At 37.2% G+C, this 19,537-nt stretch carries 17 protein-coding genes and 5 pseudogenes; 8 read left to right on the top strand and 14 right to left on the bottom strand.

What is annotated here, in order from left to right:
• Window positions 1–108: 108 nt before the first annotated feature.
• A complete protein-coding gene (locus HMPREF9124_RS02120) occupies window positions 109–672 on the bottom strand; it encodes a prolyl-tRNA synthetase associated domain-containing protein (RefSeq protein WP_009429188.1) in 564 nt (187 codons plus the stop codon).
• Window positions 673–893: 221 nt separating this feature from the next.
• Between HMPREF9124_RS02120 and HMPREF9124_RS02115 the strand changes: the two genes are divergently transcribed.
• A complete protein-coding gene (locus HMPREF9124_RS02115; protein WP_009429983.1) occupies window positions 894–1,775 on the top strand; it encodes a CPBP family intramembrane glutamic endopeptidase in 882 nt (293 codons plus the stop codon).
• Window positions 1,776–1,939: 164 nt separating this feature from the next.
• Here the strand turns inward: HMPREF9124_RS02115 and HMPREF9124_RS02110 are convergent, their stop codons facing one another.
• Together HMPREF9124_RS02110 and HMPREF9124_RS12915 are read right to left on the bottom strand one after the other, a co-directional pair.
• The gene (locus tag HMPREF9124_RS02110) at window positions 1,940–2,389 is read right to left on the bottom strand and encodes an Hsp20/alpha crystallin family protein (RefSeq protein WP_009428712.1); all 450 of its coding nucleotides are present in this window, start codon (window positions 2,387–2,389) and stop codon (window positions 1,940–1,942) included.
• A 553-nt stretch (window positions 2,390–2,942) separates the two neighbouring features.
• Window positions 2,943–3,751 (bottom strand): annotated as a pseudogene (locus tag HMPREF9124_RS12915) (amidohydrolase family protein).
• 119 nt (window positions 3,752–3,870) lie between these two features.
• On the opposite strand from HMPREF9124_RS12915, the gene HMPREF9124_RS02100 reads away from it, so the two are divergent.
• Both HMPREF9124_RS02100 and HMPREF9124_RS02095 read left to right on the top strand, forming a co-directional pair.
• Window positions 3,871–4,215: a winged helix-turn-helix transcriptional regulator gene (locus HMPREF9124_RS02100; protein ID WP_036597580.1), complete on the top strand. Its 345-nt coding sequence runs from the start codon at window positions 3,871–3,873 to the stop codon at window positions 4,213–4,215.
• Between the two features lie 162 nt (window positions 4,216–4,377).
• Window positions 4,378–4,581: pseudogene (locus HMPREF9124_RS02095) on the top strand (helix-turn-helix domain-containing protein); the annotation flags it as partial.
• A gap of 64 nt (window positions 4,582–4,645) precedes the next feature.
• Here HMPREF9124_RS02095 and HMPREF9124_RS02090 read toward each other — a convergent pair.
• Genes HMPREF9124_RS02090 through HMPREF9124_RS02080 form a run of 3 tightly spaced genes read right to left on the bottom strand, consistent with a single transcriptional unit; the run spans window position 4,646 to window position 6,892 of the window.
• Window positions 4,646–5,686, bottom strand: coding sequence for a S66 family peptidase (locus HMPREF9124_RS02090; RefSeq protein WP_036597575.1), 1,041 nt, complete (start codon window positions 5,684–5,686; stop codon window positions 4,646–4,648).
• Window positions 5,687–5,699: 13 nt separating this feature from the next.
• Window positions 5,700–5,930: a thioredoxin family protein gene (locus HMPREF9124_RS02085; protein WP_009429732.1), complete on the bottom strand. Its 231-nt coding sequence runs from the start codon at window positions 5,928–5,930 to the stop codon at window positions 5,700–5,702.
• 32 nt (window positions 5,931–5,962) lie between these two features.
• Window positions 5,963–6,892 (bottom strand): CobW family GTP-binding protein, encoded by a 930-nt coding sequence (locus HMPREF9124_RS02080; protein ID WP_009429764.1) that lies wholly within the window; start codon window positions 6,890–6,892, stop codon window positions 5,963–5,965.
• Between the two features lie 273 nt (window positions 6,893–7,165).
• Between HMPREF9124_RS02080 and HMPREF9124_RS02075 the strand changes: the two genes are divergently transcribed.
• Window positions 7,166–7,360: an IS110 family transposase gene (locus tag HMPREF9124_RS02075; protein WP_009537528.1), complete on the top strand. Its 195-nt coding sequence runs from the start codon at window positions 7,166–7,168 to the stop codon at window positions 7,358–7,360.
• A 201-nt stretch (window positions 7,361–7,561) separates the two neighbouring features.
• Here the strand turns inward: HMPREF9124_RS02075 and HMPREF9124_RS02070 are convergent.
• A pseudogene (locus tag HMPREF9124_RS02070) lies at window positions 7,562–8,141 on the bottom strand (MptD family putative ECF transporter S component).
• A gap of 260 nt (window positions 8,142–8,401) precedes the next feature.
• Between HMPREF9124_RS02070 and HMPREF9124_RS02065 the strand changes: the two are divergent.
• From HMPREF9124_RS02065 to HMPREF9124_RS02050, 4 genes are read left to right on the top strand one after another with little or no spacing between them, the layout of a single operon-like run.
• Window positions 8,402–9,340, top strand: coding sequence for a metal ABC transporter solute-binding protein, Zn/Mn family (locus HMPREF9124_RS02065; RefSeq protein ID WP_009429272.1), 939 nt, complete (start codon window positions 8,402–8,404; stop codon window positions 9,338–9,340).
• A 14-nt stretch (window positions 9,341–9,354) separates the two neighbouring features.
• Complete coding sequence (locus HMPREF9124_RS02060) at window positions 9,355–10,071, top strand: metal ABC transporter ATP-binding protein (RefSeq protein WP_009428760.1); 717 nt, start codon at window positions 9,355–9,357, stop codon at window positions 10,069–10,071.
• Entirely contained in the window at window positions 10,064–10,951 is an 888-nt protein-coding gene (locus HMPREF9124_RS02055; protein WP_009427652.1) for a metal ABC transporter permease, read from the top strand. The genes HMPREF9124_RS02060 and HMPREF9124_RS02055 overlap by 8 nt, the downstream gene beginning before the upstream one ends.
• On the top strand, window positions 10,935–11,993 hold the full coding sequence (locus tag HMPREF9124_RS02050) for a metal ABC transporter permease (protein ID WP_009429025.1): 1,059 nt from the start codon (window positions 10,935–10,937) through the stop codon (window positions 11,991–11,993). Before HMPREF9124_RS02055 ends, HMPREF9124_RS02050 begins: the two co-directional genes overlap by 17 nt.
• 396 nt (window positions 11,994–12,389) lie before the next feature.
• Here the strand turns inward: HMPREF9124_RS02050 and HMPREF9124_RS02045 are convergent.
• The 7 genes and pseudogenes from HMPREF9124_RS02045 to HMPREF9124_RS02015 form a co-directional block, all read right to left on the bottom strand.
• Window positions 12,390–12,767 (bottom strand): annotated as a pseudogene (locus tag HMPREF9124_RS02045) (MptD family putative ECF transporter S component); the annotation flags it as partial.
• 193 nt (window positions 12,768–12,960) lie between these two features.
• Entirely contained in the window at window positions 12,961–13,416 is a 456-nt protein-coding gene (gene tnpA, locus HMPREF9124_RS02040) for an IS200/IS605 family transposase (protein ID WP_009537449.1), read from the bottom strand.
• Window positions 13,417–13,578: 162 nt separating this feature from the next.
• Window positions 13,579–13,782 (bottom strand): annotated as a pseudogene (locus tag HMPREF9124_RS02035) (MptD family putative ECF transporter S component); the annotation flags it as partial.
• Between the two features lie 17 nt (window positions 13,783–13,799).
• Window positions 13,800–14,501: an energy-coupling factor transporter transmembrane component T family protein gene (locus HMPREF9124_RS02030; protein ID WP_009428607.1), complete on the bottom strand. Its 702-nt coding sequence runs from the start codon at window positions 14,499–14,501 to the stop codon at window positions 13,800–13,802.
• Entirely contained in the window at window positions 14,498–16,006 is a 1,509-nt protein-coding gene (locus HMPREF9124_RS02025) for an ABC transporter ATP-binding protein (RefSeq protein ID WP_036597571.1), read from the bottom strand. The genes HMPREF9124_RS02030 and HMPREF9124_RS02025 overlap by 4 nt, the downstream gene beginning before the upstream one ends.
• Before the next feature lie 8 nt (window positions 16,007–16,014).
• Complete coding sequence (locus tag HMPREF9124_RS02020) at window positions 16,015–17,739, bottom strand: ABC transporter ATP-binding protein (protein WP_009429246.1); 1,725 nt, start codon at window positions 17,737–17,739, stop codon at window positions 16,015–16,017.
• A complete protein-coding gene (locus HMPREF9124_RS02015) occupies window positions 17,740–19,491 on the bottom strand; it encodes an ABC transporter ATP-binding protein (RefSeq protein WP_009429880.1) in 1,752 nt (583 codons plus the stop codon).
• Between the last annotated feature and the right edge of the window lie 46 nt (window positions 19,492–19,537).

The raw sequence follows: 19,537 nt of genomic DNA, 5'->3' as shown, positions 1-19,537 counted from the left end.
TTGAGGTGCTTTGGAACCGAGCTGTAGGTTTGAGGTGCTTTGGAACCGAGCCTGCAACTTCTCTCCCGTGCATTCGCTCTTCCCCGGTTTTACCCCGGCAAGAGCAAATCAGCTTTGCCCTCTTAATGTAACTTCCGTCTTATAATGCTTTGTCGCCTTGATGAACTTTGTGAAAATGTCCTTGGTTTTTACCTTCAGTGTAGCAATATTATGACAGGGATGCGCACCAAGATATTCGTCCTTCAGAAGATCCCTGTCCACCAAAAGTTCCACCAAACCTTCTTTATCATGCATTAGACCAAAAACCGACGCAGACCCCGGTGTGCATCCGAGTACTCGTTCCATTTCCTCCGCCTCCGCAAAGGAAAGATGGCCACAACCGATTTCTCGCGAAAGCTCTGCCGTCTTAAAGGGCTTATTCCCCGGCATCATAAGAAGGTAATAAAAGCTGTGTTTACTATTGGTAAGGAAAAGATTTTTACAAACCTTCGCCCCCAAAGCATTGGAAACCTCCTCGCAATCCTCCATGGTATGGGCTTCTGCATGATCCGCGCGTTCATAGGAGATTCCCAGTTTGTCTAAATAATCATAAACCGCGATTTCCTTCCGGCTTCTTCCTTCGTCAATCTCCGGCCTTCCCTTTTCCACAGTTAATTTCATCTTAATTTCCATCCCCTTCCTGAATTGCAAGATTCCTTCTATATAATATACGCTAATTATCTATCTTTTGAGAACAAGAAATCTTGCATAGGCAACAAATACTGTTCATTAAATTTACTTAATTTAATAGAGTTCTTGTGTAAAAGGAAGGAATAGACTATATTTTCTCTAATATAAAAATAGATTGGGTCGATAGAAAAAAGATTCGTTTTATAAATGTAAGGGAGAAAAAAATGGAAACTAAAATATTTGATAAGAAAAAACTGCTCTTTTTATTCCTGCCTTTTGCGGTCATCATAATCTATGATATCATCGGAAACTTTATTACGGGAGCACTCTTTTGGGTTTTGGATTTGTTCCGTATTTCATTTGACTGGGTGAATAACACCCCCGCCTTTTTGGATGCTTTTCTGGCGACATGTTTATCTATTATTCTTTATATTTTTTATCGGAAGGTCTTTCCGCGGAAAAAGGCGGAAATCCAAATTGCCCCATGGCAAGGAATATTATTTTCCGTCGTAATCGGTTTCGGCGCAGGCGGATTGTCCACCATCTGGCTTAACTTGGTTGACTTAGTTGCTTCGCATTTTTCTGCTTTGGGAGAGCAGGCCGAAGCTTTTTCCAGCATGTATGACGACTTGGAGAAAGGCTCCTATATCTGGACCTTCTTAGCGATTGTTGCAATCGGTCCTCTTGTGGAAGAAATTTTATTCAGAGGCGTTATTTTCCGCAGCTTTGAAGAAGCCACAGATCTTCCCTGGTTTCCTCTTCTTTTATCCGGCGTAATGTTCGGAATCTGGCACGGCAGCTTTATTCAGGCTGTATACACTGCCATGATGGGCATTATTTTGGGCTATTATATTAAAAAGACCAGAACGCTCTTTTATGTTGTTCTTGCCCACGCAGTCAACAACTTAAGCGGAACCTTGCCTCCCGCCTTGGATACGGATTTTAACAACAGTCTTATCACCGTACTTTCCTATGTTTGCATTATTCCGATGTTTTGTATTCTTTACTATCTGCACAGACAGGGAAAAATGAAGGCTGAAGAGATCTCCGAATCGGAGCAAAGCCAGGAGGAAGAAGCAGTACAATTCGCAAGCAGCACCTGCTAATCATTTAAAAAACAGCTCTCACCGAATGCAATTTCTTGCTAATCTGTGAGGGCTGTTTCTTTTCTGCATTTTGGGCATAAAAACAGCGTAGCAGCCATAAAACTGCTACGCTTAAAAAGTCTAACTTTCGGGGGGGACACTTCACATGCAAAACAGTCCCATTTTTAACCTTCAATCATAATCGGCTGCTTCTCCGGAAGTTTCTTCTCCCCTTCCTTAGGGAAGGAAAGCTTCAGAACGCCCTGTTCAAACTTTGCTTTTATATCTTCCTGCTTAATGCTGTCACCAACATAAAAGCTTCTTTGCATAGAGCCGGAGTAACGCTCCTGACGAATGAGTTTACCTTTCTCATCCTTCTCTTCTTCATTTAAGCCCTTCACGGCACTGACCTGAAGATAGCCGTCATGCAACTCTACCTTGATATCCTCTTTCTTAAAGCCCGGAAGGTCGATATCCATATCGTACTGTCCGTCCTTTTCATGAACATCCGTCTTCATCAATCTTCCTGCACGGTCTCCGTAAAGCTTATTCTCTACTCTGCCCAGACCTCCGAAACTCGGAAAATCAAACCAATCATCAAATAAATTCTCTCCAAAAATGCTAGGTGCTAACATATCTTTTTCCTCCTTATACTCTTCTTTTGACTTCTAATCTCTTGTCATTTTTTTCAGCAAGGGGAAGAATCTTCATCACTCTGAGAACCTTTAAAGTCCTTGCGGTCTTCTCTGTTCCTCTGCATGATTATGATTATACTCGAATTGTTAGCACTGTCAAGTGTTGAGTGCTAATTTTTTGAGATTTTTTTCAAACCTTGATTTTACGGGGTTTGCAACACTTTTTCTTTCTTATAATCATCACTTTTTCTTGATTTGACACCATTTTGACACCAATTTTTTATTTTTGGTGTCAGCTAATTGCTACGCTATCCAGCCTAGTGATTTCACTCTCAATTCTGGACATCTCACTTACATGGTTGTATACGTCCATCGTCACGTCTATGTGGGCGTGTCCCTGCAAGTCGTCATAGGTTTGTGCAAGCGCAAAGAAACGGCGGCTCTGAAAAACAAAGCCGCTTCATACGTGCGTGAAAATATGTCTGCTCTACGACGACTTTTTTCTTTTGCCGTCGTCCGGCAGATAAGTTATTTATTAAAGAAAGTGGAAATGTTAAATTAGATTTATACGCTCCAACAACTCTAAAATATTTTCCCCCAAAGCCTTTTTGGCTACTGATTGGCTAGGGCTTACAAACTCAATAAGTTGCTTATACAAATATGGCTCACCATAAGGAGCGTCAGAACTATACAGACATCTTTCCGGCAACTCAACTAATGCCATTTTTGTAGCAATAGAAGCAAACGCTGCTGAAAGGTCTAAATAAACGTTTTTATGCTCCTTTGCAAATTTGATTACTTCTATCCAATTAGAGCCACCTAAATGCCCGAAAATAACAGGCACCTCTGGGTACTTTTCGCATAAAGACATTAACTGCTTAATACCGCTTAATGTAACAGGATTAAAAGTATGCACCCAAACAGGGTATAACCTTGTATTCATTATTGCTTGAAATACTGTTTCTAACTGAATAATCTGTTGTTCATTACCGGGAGTAAATTCACCTATCCCACACAAAGAATTAGCGGTAATCTGTGTGTCTATCCAATTCTGTGTTTCCTCTAAACTTAGTGCCAACGGAACAGAACCGAAACCCCAAAAGCGATTAGGATTTTCTTTTATTGCTGTGGTGATTTCTACAATATTTTTTTCAATCGCTTAATATTATCTTCTTTGCTATTTGCTCCTGCAAGAATTTTGTATAATGTGTTCATTTCTGTTTCAAGCTCATTCAGATTGTTTGCTTTTTCGGGGTGCGGAGCAGAACAAAAAAGAATTGCCCTATCTACTCCCGCAGCGTCCATTTTGTCTAACTGCATTTTTGCTGGAAACATTATGTGTTCGTGACTATCAATAATCATATTTACGCCTCCTTGACACGTTTTATATAATAAGGGTAGCACTAATACAGAGTAAAATTAAGTACGCACCTTTTTGAAATAAAGTATCTTTTTTAATACTGTGAAAGGAATGGGAAAATATGGCAAAATCACAAGCGGTTGATGAACAATGTCCTGTTGAAGTCGGATTGAATATACTAAGCGGAAAATGGAAGTTAAAAATACTGTGGCATTTATCAAAAGGAACAATCCGATTTAATGAATTACAAAGGGTTTTAGGTAATATCACTACAAAGACTTTGACACAGCAACTTCGGGAATTAGAGGAACAAGGAATTATCACTCGAAAGGTATTCCCGGAAGTACCGCCTAAAGTTGAATATTCATTAAGCGAATTGGGGGCTACCCTTAAACCAATCTTAGCGCAACTATGTGATTGGGGAAAAGCATATCATTCATATAATTCACATACAGAGATTGTTTAATCCTCTGAAATAATAACGGAAATGCTAGTAGTTGATTACATTACTACCAGCATTTTTCTTTTAACTGGATAAATAAAATGAATTATTTAAGTCAGTAGTGGGAATTGTGTAGACGTATCTTGAAAAAGTTAGGAACTATACAATATAGCAGGGTGAATAATTATGGCAAAAAGACCTGTACCACTTTATGACTTCGCAGCTTTCGAGCAAGCGATAAAAGCGGCGCGGACAGCGAGAAAGGAAAGTCACAAAGATGTAAGCGACGCAATGAATATTTCTCCGCGTTACCTTACCAATATTGAAAATAAGGGGCAACAACCAAGTCTGCAAATCTTTTATGAGCTTGTGCCACGCTATAACATATCGTGAGTGCTAATTTATTTGTGAAAAGTTTGTGTTGCTTTTCTTCCTCTTTCTTTAAAATCCGGTCTTACTCTCTCGAAAAGCTGATTCTTTGTGCCAAAATATCCACCTTCGCCATAATGCCAAAGGGAATAATCGCTCTGGGAGTGGCATGTCCCACATTCAGATTGAATACAATCGGAAGAGTGGGATTTCCAATCACTTCCGGAAGAATTTCCTGATACTCCTTGGCATAACGCTCATCCATAGGCTTCCCCACAAGCACACCGCTGAGGACTTCGAAAATACCGCTTTTCTTTAAGGCTTTGAGCATTTTCCGATACTTCTCCGGATTAGGCTGATTCTCACTGCTTTCCAATAAGAGAATTTTCCCTTTCCAGTCTTCCAAATCCGGAAATAGTGCATACTTTTTGCATAAGCTGACAGAGTCCTCGTGCCTCGTTGTGTCAAAGACATCATAGAGGGTATCTATACAGCCTCCTAAGATTTCTCCTTGAAAAACAGGACTGCCCTGTAAGAGTAGAAAGCCTTCATTCTCATGGCTAACTCGTTTTGCTCCTATTGCTTTCGGTCCAAAATCCGTCCGCTCCTCATACCAAATCGGACTCGGCTCAATAGAACGAATGCTTCCGCTTTGAATCAATTCCAAAAAGTATTTTTCGCTGTAGGGCAGCATTTCCTCTTCCAATTCGCAAATATCCGGAATAAAAGCCTGTCCGTAAAAGCTCTTAATCCCCAATTTATGAAGCATCAAGTGATTCATCGTGGTATCGGAAAAGCCAAGGAAAATCTTTTGTTTTACGACCTTTTCCAATTGCCCCTCTTCAAAAAGATAGGGAAGTAGGCGATAAGTATCCACTCCCCCTATGGCACATAAAATCATATCTATTGAATCGTCGGAAAAAGCCTGTAAGAAATCCTCTGCCCTCTTCTCCGGATGCTCTTTTAGATAGTCTAAGCCTTTTAAAGCATTTTCCATAAATTTCACTTCCAACCCAAAACGGCGTAGACGTTCCAGGCCTATTTTTACTTCATGCTGCACAAAGTCTTCTCCCAGAACACCGCTGGAGAGACTGACAATGGCTACAGTTTTTACCTTTTGCACCACGCTTCTCCTTCCTTTAAGACAATAGCTTTTTTAACTCTTCAACTCCGGGAACCCGTCCGCTTACGACCAGTTTTCCATCAATCATGAGGGAAGGAACACTGAGTACCCCAAGCTTTACAATCTCGATTAACTCCTCTACTTTTTCGATTTTAGCATCCTTCCCCAGCTCTTTTACCGCCTCTGCTACATTTTGATATAGCGTATCACATTCTTTACAGCCTGCACCGATAACCTTGATTTCCATATTCATCCCTCACCAAAACACTTTTCCACTTTTTAATTCTTTAATTTCATGGGGCTATTCATCGTCTTTTTCCAAGCCTCATCAATGCTCCGAATCACCTTCGGTCCAACCTTTGACAAAAATACCAGCTCGGAAATCTCCTTCTCAGGGCATGGCTTATAGTCGATTAGTTCTTCCACCACATCCACCTGCATCCAGCAATTGTCCAAAAGGAAAAAACCTTTAATCCGATAACAGTCCGGGAGAACTTCCTGTAAAAATTGATGAAAACGCTCTTTGGAAACATTTTCCGTACAGACCAGAGAAATGGTTTTCGGCTTATTGTCCACTGTGTTTAAGCTTTCTTCCGAATCCACCCAGCTTCCCTTTTCAAAGCCCTCTCGAATAAAGCTAAGATCTGCTCTTCCATTTTCACAGTGTAAAATCAGGCAATGGGGATTCACTTCCCGAATCAAAGAAAGTACTTTCTTATATTGTTCCTCGGAAATCAAATCCATCTTGTTTACAATTGCCACATCACAATGCTTTAATTGCCTGTCTACCGTTTCCGTATCCTTTACCTGCTTTGGAAAATGCACGCCGTCAATCAGGCAGATTACGCCCTGAAAATCATAGACGTCCCCGGCCAGAACTTCTACGCTCTTTAAAATGTCCCGAATATTCGAAGGATCGGCAAGACCGGAGCTTTCCACAAAAAGGTATTCCATATCTCCCTTGCTCATCTCTGCCAAAGCCTCCACAAAGGAAAGTTGCAGGCAGGAGCAAAAAATGGATCCTCTGTTGATTTCCTTGATGGTGAGTTCCTTCTTTTCCAGAATACTGCCGTCAATTCCCGTTTTCCCAAATTCGTTTTGAATGACAGCAAGCTTTTTATCGGAGAATTCTTCCAGTATATGTAGCAAAAGACTGGTTTTTCCCGCTCCCAAAAAGCCTGTTAAAACATATAATTTTTTCTTTTCCATAAATGATCTTGTATGATGTTTTCAAAAGCAAAAACACCACTTTCCTTTCTTTTTAATATCGTGGTTCAATACATTCAGATACTGTGTACTTTTGATTTTATTCTGTAGCTTTGACTACTCGAAGGAGTGTATTGCCGCTAGCTGTATCTGAATTGTTTATTAGTTGGATATGCCATAGGATTTTACCCTCGAGTACTTATCTCACGCAAGTCTACGATGATACAGATTGGTGGATATCACGGCATCAGACTTTAGGAAGGGAGGTACAACCTCATGATCTATGTTGGCGTTGATATTGCCAAACTTAACCATTTCGCCTCAGCAATCTCATCTGACGGTGAAGTACTCATTGAGCTGTTCAAATTTACAAATGACGCTGGTGGCTTTCAAATACTGGTCTCGAAGCTCATTTCGCTTAACACAGAGCCCGACAGCATCATCATCGGTCTTGAATCAACGGCGAAATGATACTCGGTGAAATAGGTAATATTCACCGTTTCTCCAGTCCCGGTAAGCTCGTCAGAGTCATCTGGAAAATGATGACAAACGACTTGGAATTCAACCTCCACTAAGAGGTCTGTATATCACATCGATAGAAAAAGGAATTTTTTGCTAATTTAGGATTGATTTTTCATAGTTGGTCTCCTCCAATTTCATCTATAAAAAATTCTAAATAATCCCTGCTTTTTCAAAATGTTTCTTCAATAGTTTCTTAGAAATTACTGCTCCAATCAATCCGCAAATGGCTATTACAATAAGCATTATTGCTGTAGTCATAGGAGAAACAATTTTAGTTAATGTACCTAAATATTCGCTCCCAAACATTTTTTCATAAGATTTAAGTGTTTGATCTGCATAAAAAAGAAATGGTACATACATTCCACCAAAGCCGGCGAGAACACAAAATATCATATATCCAATTGTTAATCCTTTATAATTGCCAACCCCTTTTGTTCTTGCAATCAACATAGCTATAATCCCGGCAAATATACAACTAATGATATATGGTGGATAAAAACCTATAATGCTTGTAAGTACACAAAATAATAAAATCATCCATGGATTTTTGTTTTACCGGTACTAAGAAATAGGCAATTGCTCCAATAATTGACCATATCGGAACTACTAATAGCATTGTGTATGGCGATATGAACAGAAAAGATAACACTCTATATAAAACCTGTGAGCATAACACCATTAGTGCTGTAATAATTAAATCTTTAATTTGAAATTTCTTTTTTTCTTCCAAAATAATTCCCTCCTGTAAGAATGTACATAAAATATAACTGCATATTATGGGTTATAATAAGTATATCGGATGATATCTTAAAAGGTTGAGATTATTTTTAAGCTGTAGTAGAGGATTATGAAGCAGGTGGATATGTAGGGAGAAAACCCGGTACTGAAAAATCTACTTGACATAAAATGCCTGTAAGAATATGCTAAGAATAAGTTAGTTAAGGCTAACTACTTTAAGCTTACATTAATTCTAAAAAGGAGAATAGAAAATTGAGAAAAACAATATTATTTTTACTACTTGGAGTATTGCTTTTAACAGGCTGTGGGAATATGGGTAGTACTAAGGAAGCTGTAAGTAATGCTAATCCTCAGCCTAAAAAGAAGGTAACAGTAACAACTTCATTTCTGTACGACATGGTAAATCAGCTTGCAGGTGACATGGTGGATAAAGAGCTGATTATCCCTGCGGGAGAGGATCCTCACCTATATGTAGCAAAGCCTGAGGACTTAAAGAAGATAGCAGAGGCTGATTTGCTGCTTTTTCATGGACTGCACTTTGAGGGGAAGATGCAGGAGGTGCTTGAAAAGAAGGGATATGCGGTAGCATCCACATTTCCTGAGGACAAAATAGGCAAGATGGAGGAAGATGGGGCGGTAATAGTAGATCCGCATTTTTGGTTTGATATAGATCTTTACAAAGAAGCCACCGAGAATGCAGGTGCAAAGCTTTCTGAACTTTTACCTGAGAAAAAAGATGAAATAGATAAAAATACAAAAGCTTACTTAGAAAAGCTGTCAGCTCTTGATGAAGAAAATAAAAAATCACTTGCAGAGATTCCTGAAGGCGGACGGTACCTGATTACGCCACACGATGCCTTTAATTATTTTTCAAGGAGATACAGTATTGAAGTTGTGGCTCCTCAGGGTGTCAGTACAGATTCAGAAGTAGCAAATAAGGATATAGACAAAACTGTGGACTTCATAGTGGAGCACAAGGTCAAAGCTATATTTGCAGAATCTACCACAGATCCTGCAAGGATGGAGAAGTTAAAAGAGGCTTGCAGGGCGAAGGGCTTTGATGTAAAGGTTGTAAGTGGCGAGGGAAATGAGCTGTTTTCCGACTCGCTTGCACCGAAGGGACAAAGCGGCGATACATACATAGATATGTATAAGCATAATGTTAAACTGATTACCAAGAATTTAAAATAAAAGGAGTGGTGGGCATGGAAAAAGTGATAGTAAAGGTGGAGGATTTGACCATAGCCTACCACGACAAGCCTGTGCTAAAGGATTGTGACATTGATATAATGGCAGGCTCGGTTACAGCCGTTATAGGACCAAACGGTGCTGGTAAGTCCACCTTGATAAAGGGGATATTGGGACTTCAAAATAAGCTTGCAGGTGAGATTCTTATTATGGGAGAGCCCATTAAAAAAGTCCAGAAGAAAATAGCCTATATTCCGCAGACTTCTGAGGTAAATTGGGACTTTCCGACCACCGTTATGGATGTGGTGCTTATGGGCAGATATGTACATCTAGGTTGGTTTAGGCATCCCGGGCTGGAGGATAGGAAAAAGGCTGAGGCGGCTCTTAAAAGGATAGGTATGTATGAGTTTAAGAATAGGCAGATATCCAAGCTTTCAGGAGGACAGAGACAGAGGGTGTTTATAGCAAGGCTGATAGCGCAGGAGGCTGAGATTTATTTTATGGATGAGCCGCTTGCGGGCATAGATAAGGTTACGGAGAAGGTAATCATAGATTTCATAAAAGAAGAGCGGAAAAAGGGGAAAACAGCCGTAATAGTCCACCATGACCTCGCCACCATAAGGGAATATTTTGACCATGTCGTAATTATCAACAAAAAGGTAGTAGCCGCGGGCAGGGTGAGTGAGGCGTTTACAAATGAAAACTTAGAAAAGGCGATGATGAAAAATGCTTAATCTTGACATACTTACAAGCTATTCATTTATCATAGTTGGCAGCGGGACTTTTTTGCTTGCAGCCATAGCAGGGGCTGTGGGCTGTATTACAGTACTTAAGGGACAGTCGCTGATAGGAGATGCCATAGGACATGCGGCATTTCCGGGGATAATCCTGTCTTTTATGCTTTTTATGCAGAGGGAGCCTGTGCTCTTAACGATGGGAGCAGTAGCCTCCGGCGCTACAGCCTTTATGCTCATTCAAGTCATAAAGGAGAATTCAAAGCTTAAATTAGATGCGATACTTGCGGTAGTTTTATCGTCATTTTTTGGAGTGGGAATGGTGCTAAAAAGCTATATTCAGGGTAACAGCAATTATAAGGATGCTGCTCAGTCGGGGCTTTCAAGCTATATCTTTGGACAGGCTGCATACATTATGAAAGATGATGTGAAGCTCATAGTGTATATTGGTGTTCCTACTTTGGTTTTACTTGTTTTATTTTATAAAGAAATCAAGCTGTTTTTATTTGACGAAATATATGCAAAGACCATAGGAATAAGAACAGTTTTGCTGTATGGGATAATTCTTGTAATGACAATGGGAATAATAGCCGCAGGGCTTAAGCTTGTTGGTGCAATCCTCATATCATCACTGCTTATAATCCCTGCCATCACTGCCCTTCAATGGAGTAATAAATTTAGCAGGGTACTTATAATAGCGGGTGTGGTTGGCGGAGTATCAGCACTTATCGGAACATATATTTCAACGGCTTTTAACGGAATGAGCACAGGTGCAACCATAATACTCATAATGGGAAGCTTTGCAATCATTTCTCTTGTAATAGGGCCGCATGGGATGATAAAGAACCTTAGGATGAGGAGGCATGGAGGAAATGATTGAGTCATTATTATCTTATTTTGCCATATCCTACGAGTCTTACTTTGTACTTCTTACAACAGCCGCAGCCTGTGCGGTGTTAAGCCCGTTTTTGGTCTTAAGGAAGCTTTCAATGGTTTCAGATGCCATTTCACATTCTGTTTTACTGGGCATAGTTATTGCATTTTTCATAGTAAAGGATGTGGGCTCTCCATTTTTAATAGTGGGAGCGGCGATATTTGGCGTGATTACAGTATTTGCGGTAGAATTCCTTTCGGGGACAGGACTTGTTAAAAATGATGATGCGGTTGGGATAGTCTTCCCGATGTTTTTTGCCCTTGCAGTAGTTCTGATTACGAAATTTGCAAGGAATGTACATCTGGATACAGACGTAGTGCTGATAGGAGAGGTCATCGTTGCTCCGTTAAACAGGATAGAATTTATGGAAATCGACCTGCCCAAGGCATTTGTGCAGATGGGAATATTGCTTGTGGTAAACTTACTCTTTGTCATCATTTTCTTTAAGGAACTTAAGGTAACTACATTTGACAGAGGGTTTGCAAAGCTTGCAGGGTTTTCTTCGGGAGCTTTATTTTATGCACTGATGACTCTTTCATCGTTTACAGCAGTTACAGCCTTTGATGCGGTTGGGGCTATTTTGGTAGTTTCGTTTTTGATTACTCCGGGGGCGGCAGCCTATCTTGTAAGCAAAGATTTGAAGGTGATGATAGCTATATCGGTAGGCTATGCAGTTATTAATTCCAGTATAGGATATGTGCTTTCCCTCATTATGAATGTATCTATGTCGGGAATGACAGCTGCTGCCGCAGGAGTTACATTTTTACTTACCTTTTTATTTAATGGAGAGGGGCTGATTACTGCTATATTTATAAGGCTTAAGAGAAAGAGTGAGTTAAAGCCCGAACTTTTCCTTACCCATATAGGTAATCATTCAGGCAAAAGAGAGGAAAGAGAGGAGCTCGGCTTAGGTTCAATCAGAGACCATCTTAAGTGGAAACAGGCTGAGGTTGATAAAATAGCAGAAAGACTTATAAAAAAGGGTTAATAAGAATAGATATAGATAAGAATATTTATGCTCTGACTGAGAGAGGCAGGGAGAAGTTTGTGGAGATTGGGGAATCACTACCACCCGTCAAACGGGTGGTTTGCTCGGGGCTATAAGCCCCTGCTACTGGCCAGCGTCTAAAGGCGCTGGCTTTCATAGTCACCAACCCGATAGTTTAGAGATGGATTTTTCTAACCAACCCGATAATTTATACTATCGTCCTCTAAAATGAAAGAAACTTGCTCTTTCCTTATATTTTAAATTTGATTTTTTATGGTAATTACCAGTATCAAAAAGGTCTATTGTTTTTTTCTATATGAATAACAGACCCTAAATAATACATAGCAATTACCTCCATTATTTAATCCATTTTTTCCCCTCACAAACAAAGATTGATTAAATCATTCCTGCTTTTTCAAAATGCTTCTTCAATAATTTCTTGGAAATTACTGCTCCAATCAATCCGCAAATAGCTATTAAAATAAGCATCATTACTGTAGTCATAGGAGAAACAATTTTAGTTAATGTACCTAAATATTTGCTCCCAAACATTTTTTCATAAGATTTAAGTGTTTGATCTGCATAAAAAAGAAATGGTACATACATTCCACCAAAGCCGGCAAGAACACAAAATATCATATATCCAATTGTTAATCCTTTATAATTGCCAACCCCTTTTATTCTTGCAATTAACATAGCTATAATCCCGGCAAATATGCAACTAATGATATATGGTGGATAAAAACCTATAATGCTTGTAAGTACACAAAATAATCATAACCACCCGTCAAACGGGTGGTTTGCTCGGGGGCTATAAGCCCCTGTTACTGGGCCAGCGTCTAAAGGCGCTGGCTTTCATTTTTTGGCTATGGTAAGTTTGCTTTCGCCTACTTCCCACAGCCCCATTCAAGCCTTATTGCTTTTGACTCGTCGCTACCCCATAAAGGGGTATGGTTACTACTTCACTTTAACCCTTAAAAGGGTCTTCATATTCTTTAACACTAAGTTTATCCATGGCTATATCATGTTTTTCTTGATCTTGTATATACTTTTTTATTGTGGCTTCATTTAGTCCAACTGTACTGACATAATAGCCTTCGGCCCAGAAATGCCTGTTCCCAAACTTATATTTAAGGTTTGCGTGTTTATCAAATATCATTAACGCACTCTTTCCCTTTAAATAGCCCATAAATGATGAGATACTAATCTTAGGTGGAATACTAACCAAAATATGTATATGATCAGGCATTAAATGTCCCTCTATTATCTCTACACCTTTATATCTACACAACTGCGCTATTATATCCCGTATATCCGCCTTGTATTGATAATATATTATTTTTCGCCTATACTTCGGTGTGAAGACAATATGATATTTACACATCCATTTGGTATGTGCCAATGCATATTCTTTCTTCGCCATAAATCACCTTCCTTTTCTGCAATATAGCTTGAACAACTTTATTGTATTAGGAAAGGTGATTTTTGTATAACAAGTGTTTCCCACCCGCATAGCGGGTGGTTTTTTGTATCAGAGCTAACATTTTTCAAATGTCAGCTCTGATACTGGCTAAAGTCCATTAAATAAAATCATCCATGGATTTTTTGTTTTTACCGGTACTAAGAAATAGGCAATTGCTCCAATAATTGACCATATCGGAACTGCTAATAACATTGTGTATGGCGATATGAACAGAAAAGATAACACTCTATATAAAACCTGTGAGCATAACACCATTAGTGCTGTAATAATTAAATCTTTAATTTGAAATTTCTTCTTTTCTTCCATATTTATTCTCCTTGTTTTTAAATATTTTTTATTTTCATAATGATGATAGCTAGATAAAATACCATCATTATTACTAGCAATAACATATCAAGCATACGAAATTTGACTTCTGTATAACTAGTTTTTTTACACGAAACTCCAAGTCCTCGTGTCTCAACAGATGCCGACAACTCAGTTGCAGTACATAACATTCGCATTAACATAGGAATCAACATCATTTCATAAACTTTAAAAGGATGTTTTAAAAATCCAAGGAAAGAAATATCAATCCCTCTAGTCTTAATTCCCTGCTTTATACAAGTAATATCCTGCTTTAGAGTAGGAAAAAATCTTAATATAACAGCTAGTGGAATGTTTATATAATATGGAATTTTCATATTTTGCAAGGAAGCTAATACTTCAGATATTTCACTTGTTCTAATCATATTTATAGTTGCGAGTGTCAATGTTATAAAACATAGGAAAAAATAGTGTATTGTAGTTGAAATAAATAATGGACTTATTTCCGCTACCATAAACAACACTATATATAAAGCTAAAAATTTAAAACAAGTTTTGTATATGCCGCTTATCATTCCATATGCAAATACTGACAAAAAAAGTAGAACTTCATACTTTTTACCAGTCAAAGTAAATACTAAAACCCCTATAATTAAAACTTGTAACAACTTAATTCTTGGATCATATCTTATTCCATTTTGTTTACAAGATTTGCTCATTCTTCATATCCCTCACTCTGCAGTAAAAATCTTTTTATTGTTTCAAACTCATCACTTTTCTTTAAATTGATCCTTTTGCTAACAGTATTATTCTCTATAAAAACTGCTTTAGTTGCTACTCTACTTAAAAATTCTAAATCATGAGAAATAACAAAAATCAGTATTCCTTTTTTACGAAGAGTATTCATTGCTTCCGATACGACTTTCATATTTTCATAATCAAGTCCACTGGTTGGCTCATCAAAAATCAGAATTTTTTTATTTGAAGCTATTGCAGCTGCAATAGTAACTCGCTGCTTTTGCCCTCCTGATAAGCTTTGCGGATGTCTATTTCTGAATGATGAAATATTCAATAAAGTTATCGCATTTTCTATTTTTTCATCATTTTGCTTAATACTATTCATAGAACTGAGCATTAACTCAGAAACAACAGAATCGGAGTACAATTGATAATCTGCATCTTGCATTACAAAATATACACTTTTATATAAGTTCTTTTGCTTTGTCAATTTACCTTCAATAAAAAATTGTCCACTTCTTGCTTTTAGTAATCCTGACATTATTTTACCTAATGTCGTTTTGCCGTTTCCATTGTGTCCAACTATAGCTACTGTTTCACCAAAATTCCCTTCTAAATTACAATTACTCAAAACAGAATGATTGACATCATAGGAAAAAGATAAATTTTCCACTTTAAAATCTGCATTTTGCTTGTTAACAATAAGATTATCCTTTAGTTCATATTTAATATTACTTAACTTAAATGTTCGAAGTTTATACGCTCTAATATCTGAATCATTCAAGTTATCAATATCATTTTTCTTTAATTCTCTATCAATTTTTCCATCTTTCATTATTAAGCATTTATCTACTAAATTTTTTAAGTAGAACAATCTATGCTCTGAAACAATTACTGTATGTCCCTGTTTCTTTAACCACTCCATAATTTTTTTCAATTTAATAATTGAATGAATATCTAAATTTGCAGATGGCTCGTCAAAAACATAAATCTTGGGATTCAAAGTTTTTGCAGCTATAATCGCTATCTTCTGTTTTTCACCACTAGATAAAGAAAACATATCCCTGTCCATAAGATTTTCAGCTTCAAAATCGTGAAATGCACAATTCACTCTATCTATCATTTCATCTCTATCTATTCCATAATTTTCAAGAGCAAATGCCACTTCCTTGGTACTATTCGTTGTAAAAAATTGACTTCGTGGATTTTGAAATATAGAAGCAATATTTTTCCCCATTTCTCCGGGAGTAATAGTTTTTATATCACTTCCTAACACTTTCACAGTTCCAGTTAAAACCCCTTCAAAGAAATGTGGAATTAAGCCGTTTATCAATCTTGTAATAGTTGTTTTCCCTGAACCAGATTGACCAGTAAGCAAAACAAATTCTCCTTCTTTAACTTTGAAATTTATATTACTAATACTTCTTTCTGTTTGTGTCCCATAACTGAAACTTACATTATCAAACTCAATAACTATATCTCCCATTTCATCACCTATATTTGCCAACCAATAGATTTTTTTCTAATTTCGATGAAATGTTTATATACTCCATCTTGACTAATTAGTTCCTTATGATTCCCTTGTTGTACAATTTCCCCTTTATCAATAACAATAATTTGATCTGCTCCTCTTACCGTAGATAATCTATGTGCAATGCTAATGAGAGTTTTATTTTTTGTTAACTCCTTAATTGCACTGATTAGCATATGCTCGTTTTCAGGATCTACACTTGAAGTTGCTTCATCAAGAATGATGATTGGAGCATCTTTCAAAATTGCCCTTGCAATAGATATTCTTTGCTTTTCTCCTCCTGATAGTGTTGAACCGCCCTCACCAACAACAGTGTCATACCCCTCACTAAGACTTGTAATAAAATCGTGGCAACAAGCTTTCTTACAAGCCTCAACCACCTCATCATGTGTTGCGTTTGGCTTTCCAAATTTTATATTATTTTCAATCGTGTCATTAAATAAATAAACCTTCTGAAATACCATGCTGATATTTTGTAATAGGCTTTCAGAGGTAAAGTCCTTAACATTATGTCCTCCAATAAATACTTCACCTTTATTAACATCCCAAAATCTTGCTATAATATTACAAAGAGTTGTCTTTCCGGAACCTGAAGCACCGACAATAGCCAAACTGCTATTCGACTTTATCTGCAAATTTATATTCTTCAAAATCTCTCTTTCCCCATATCCAAAACAAACATCTTTCAATTCAATGTCATAGGAATTCAAGTCAATTTCTTTTCCGCCCTCATCAAGCGAAGGTATATCTGAAACATAGTCCAATCGATTAAGTTGTGTAGCGAGCATTCTGCTTAAAAATGCTCCATCATCAACCAACTCCAATTCCATAAAAATTAGAAAAGCAGATACTATAAACATAAGAGTATATGAAAGTGGAATCAGAGATTTCATATATAGAATTACTGCAACAAACACCAATACACAGCTCGCAACTTTAAAAATCATTTCATATAGTTTCATTAAATAAGCTGAACCCTCAGTAACCTCAATATCAACTTTACATTTACTCATAAACGCTTTTTCAACTTTATTTTTTCCATCAGTTCCTTTTTCAAAAGAACGAAGTACTGAAATTCCTCTAATATACTCAATTGCACCAGTAACAAGCATTTCTTGTGAGTCTTGCATGATAGGAGAATATTTTTCGGTTTTCTTTGCGATTAATTTAAGAACGCCCATACCAAAGATGATTGCAATTAAAGATACCATCCCTACCGGAAAACAAAAGATCAATAACATGGTCGTCATACTAAAGGCATGAAAAAAACCTCCGACAATAAAGTTCATCGCAAGCATCGCCATACCCTCTAAGTCGGAAATAGTTGTTGTTAGAACCGCTTGGATTGTTCCTAAGTTTTTTTCTGAAAAATACCCCATTGGAGCTTTTTTCAGTTTTTCCCCTATTTCAATCCTCTTATCCTTAAAAATTTCATAACCTGCTGCACTTAATTTTCTATCACAAAGATATTGAAAAATAAATCTGCCAAATATACTCACAACTACAATCGCTGTCGCCTGCATAATAATAGTTATATTCAGCTGTTCAAGATTAATCATAATCAGTAAAACCGCCAACAACATCAAAGAAACGAAGAACGATTTTAATCCACTAAATATAAGACCAAGGATTACACTTTTTTGATACTTTCCTGATATTTTTAATATTCGTTTTACAATGCTAATCATTTACAGTGCCTCCTTTTCGTTATCTAGTCCACCCACATAATTTTCCCACATGGAAGCATATACTCCATCTTTTTTTACAAGGTCTTTATGAGTTCCATTCTCTACAATTTTCCCATCTTTCATAACAAGGATTGTATCAGCATTTGTAATAGTAGAGAGCCTGTGAGCAACCACTATCAAGGTCTTTCCTTTAATGAGATTGTTGATTGCACTTTGAATGAGATATTCATTTTCTGGATCTGCAAATGCAGTTGCTTCATCTAAAATTATTACCTTAGATTGTTTTAACATTGCTCTTGCAATCGTAATTCTTTGCCTTTCTCCACCGGACAAAGAACCTCCTGCATCGCCAACTTTTGTGTTATATCCATTTTCAAGTTCCATAATAAAGTCATGGCAAGATGCAGCTTTAGCCGCCTCAATAACCTCATCATCACTTGCTGTTGGTTTTCCCATTTTTATATTTTCTTTTATACTTGTATTAAACAAGAAATTGTCTTGAGCAACATAGCTTATCTCATTTGTTAGCTGTTCAAATGGAATTTCGGGTATTTTCTTTCCACCATAATAGATACTTCCATTGGACGGATCCCAAAAACCAGCCATAAGCTTTGCTATTGTAGATTTTCCAGAACCGGAACTTCCTACCAATGCGGTTACTGTGTTTGGTTTTAATTCAAAGTTGATATTTTTTAGCACAAGTTCCTTATCATATGCAAATGAAACATTTTCAAAACGATAAAGAGTGTCATCAAAGATTACCTTCTCTTTTGGCCTTTTAAGTTCCTCTTTCGAAAGAAATTCCTCTATTACGTCTAAACTTGCCTTAACCATGCTGAATTGTTCAGAATACTTTCCTATTTTCATTAAATGTGCAATAAAACCAATAGGCAGTATAATGCACACAATAAAGCTTGATAGCGATATTTTTGAATTCATATATAGATATGCACCAACAGGCAAAGTCCCTAAAAGTGTTGACGGCATAACTGCTTGAACAAATGCTGACCATAACCAACTTTGTTTCCACCAAGCAAGTGTACTATCATGAAAAAAGTTAATCGCGTTCGTGAATTTCTCGTAAGAAGAAGCACTGTGATTAAAAGCTTTTATAACTTCAATTCCATTGATATACTCAACCAAAGTACTATTCATATTATTTTGTGCTGTAGTATAAGTTTTGCTTCTAAATTCATAGTCTTTCATCATGCCTATATATCCAAGCATTCCTAAAGGAATTGTAAGTAACGAAGCCAACCCCATCCTATAGTCCAAAGCAAAAATCAAAACTAAAAATAAAACAGGAGATACTATACTTGATGTTATCTCCGGCATAAAATGAGCCATGGAATCTTCCAGCTTCGACACTATATCTACGATTAAATTTTTAAATTTACCTATAGGAGTATCTATCATTACACCCATAGGTACTCTTAGCATTTTTTCAGCTACTAAACTTCGTATATTTTTTAAAATATGAAATGTTGCTTTGTGTGAGGTTATTGTTGAGTATAATGTAAAAATTCCTTTTAAAACTTGTCCGAACAAAGCAATAAGTGTTAAATACAATACGGTTCTAAATGACACTTCCGCTTGATATATTTTTTCTATCAATTTTGCTATTGCTAAAAAAGGAATCATTCCAAACAGTTCCCCTATGGTCGCTAACAAAATTGATTTGTATAATTGTTTTTTCTCGCCATCAGCGTATTTAAGCAACTCTGAAATGACATTTTTATTGTTACTTTTCAAGAAAACACCCCCCTACAAACAGATGATAAATTAGTTATCGCTAACC

Source organism: Oribacterium sp. oral taxon 108 str. F0425, assembly GCF_000214455.1.
Taxonomy (GTDB): domain Bacteria; phylum Bacillota; class Clostridia; order Lachnospirales; family Lachnospiraceae; genus Oribacterium; species Oribacterium asaccharolyticum.
Note: the sequence above shows the minus strand (reverse complement) of the source record. Positions and strands in the feature narration are given on the sequence as shown.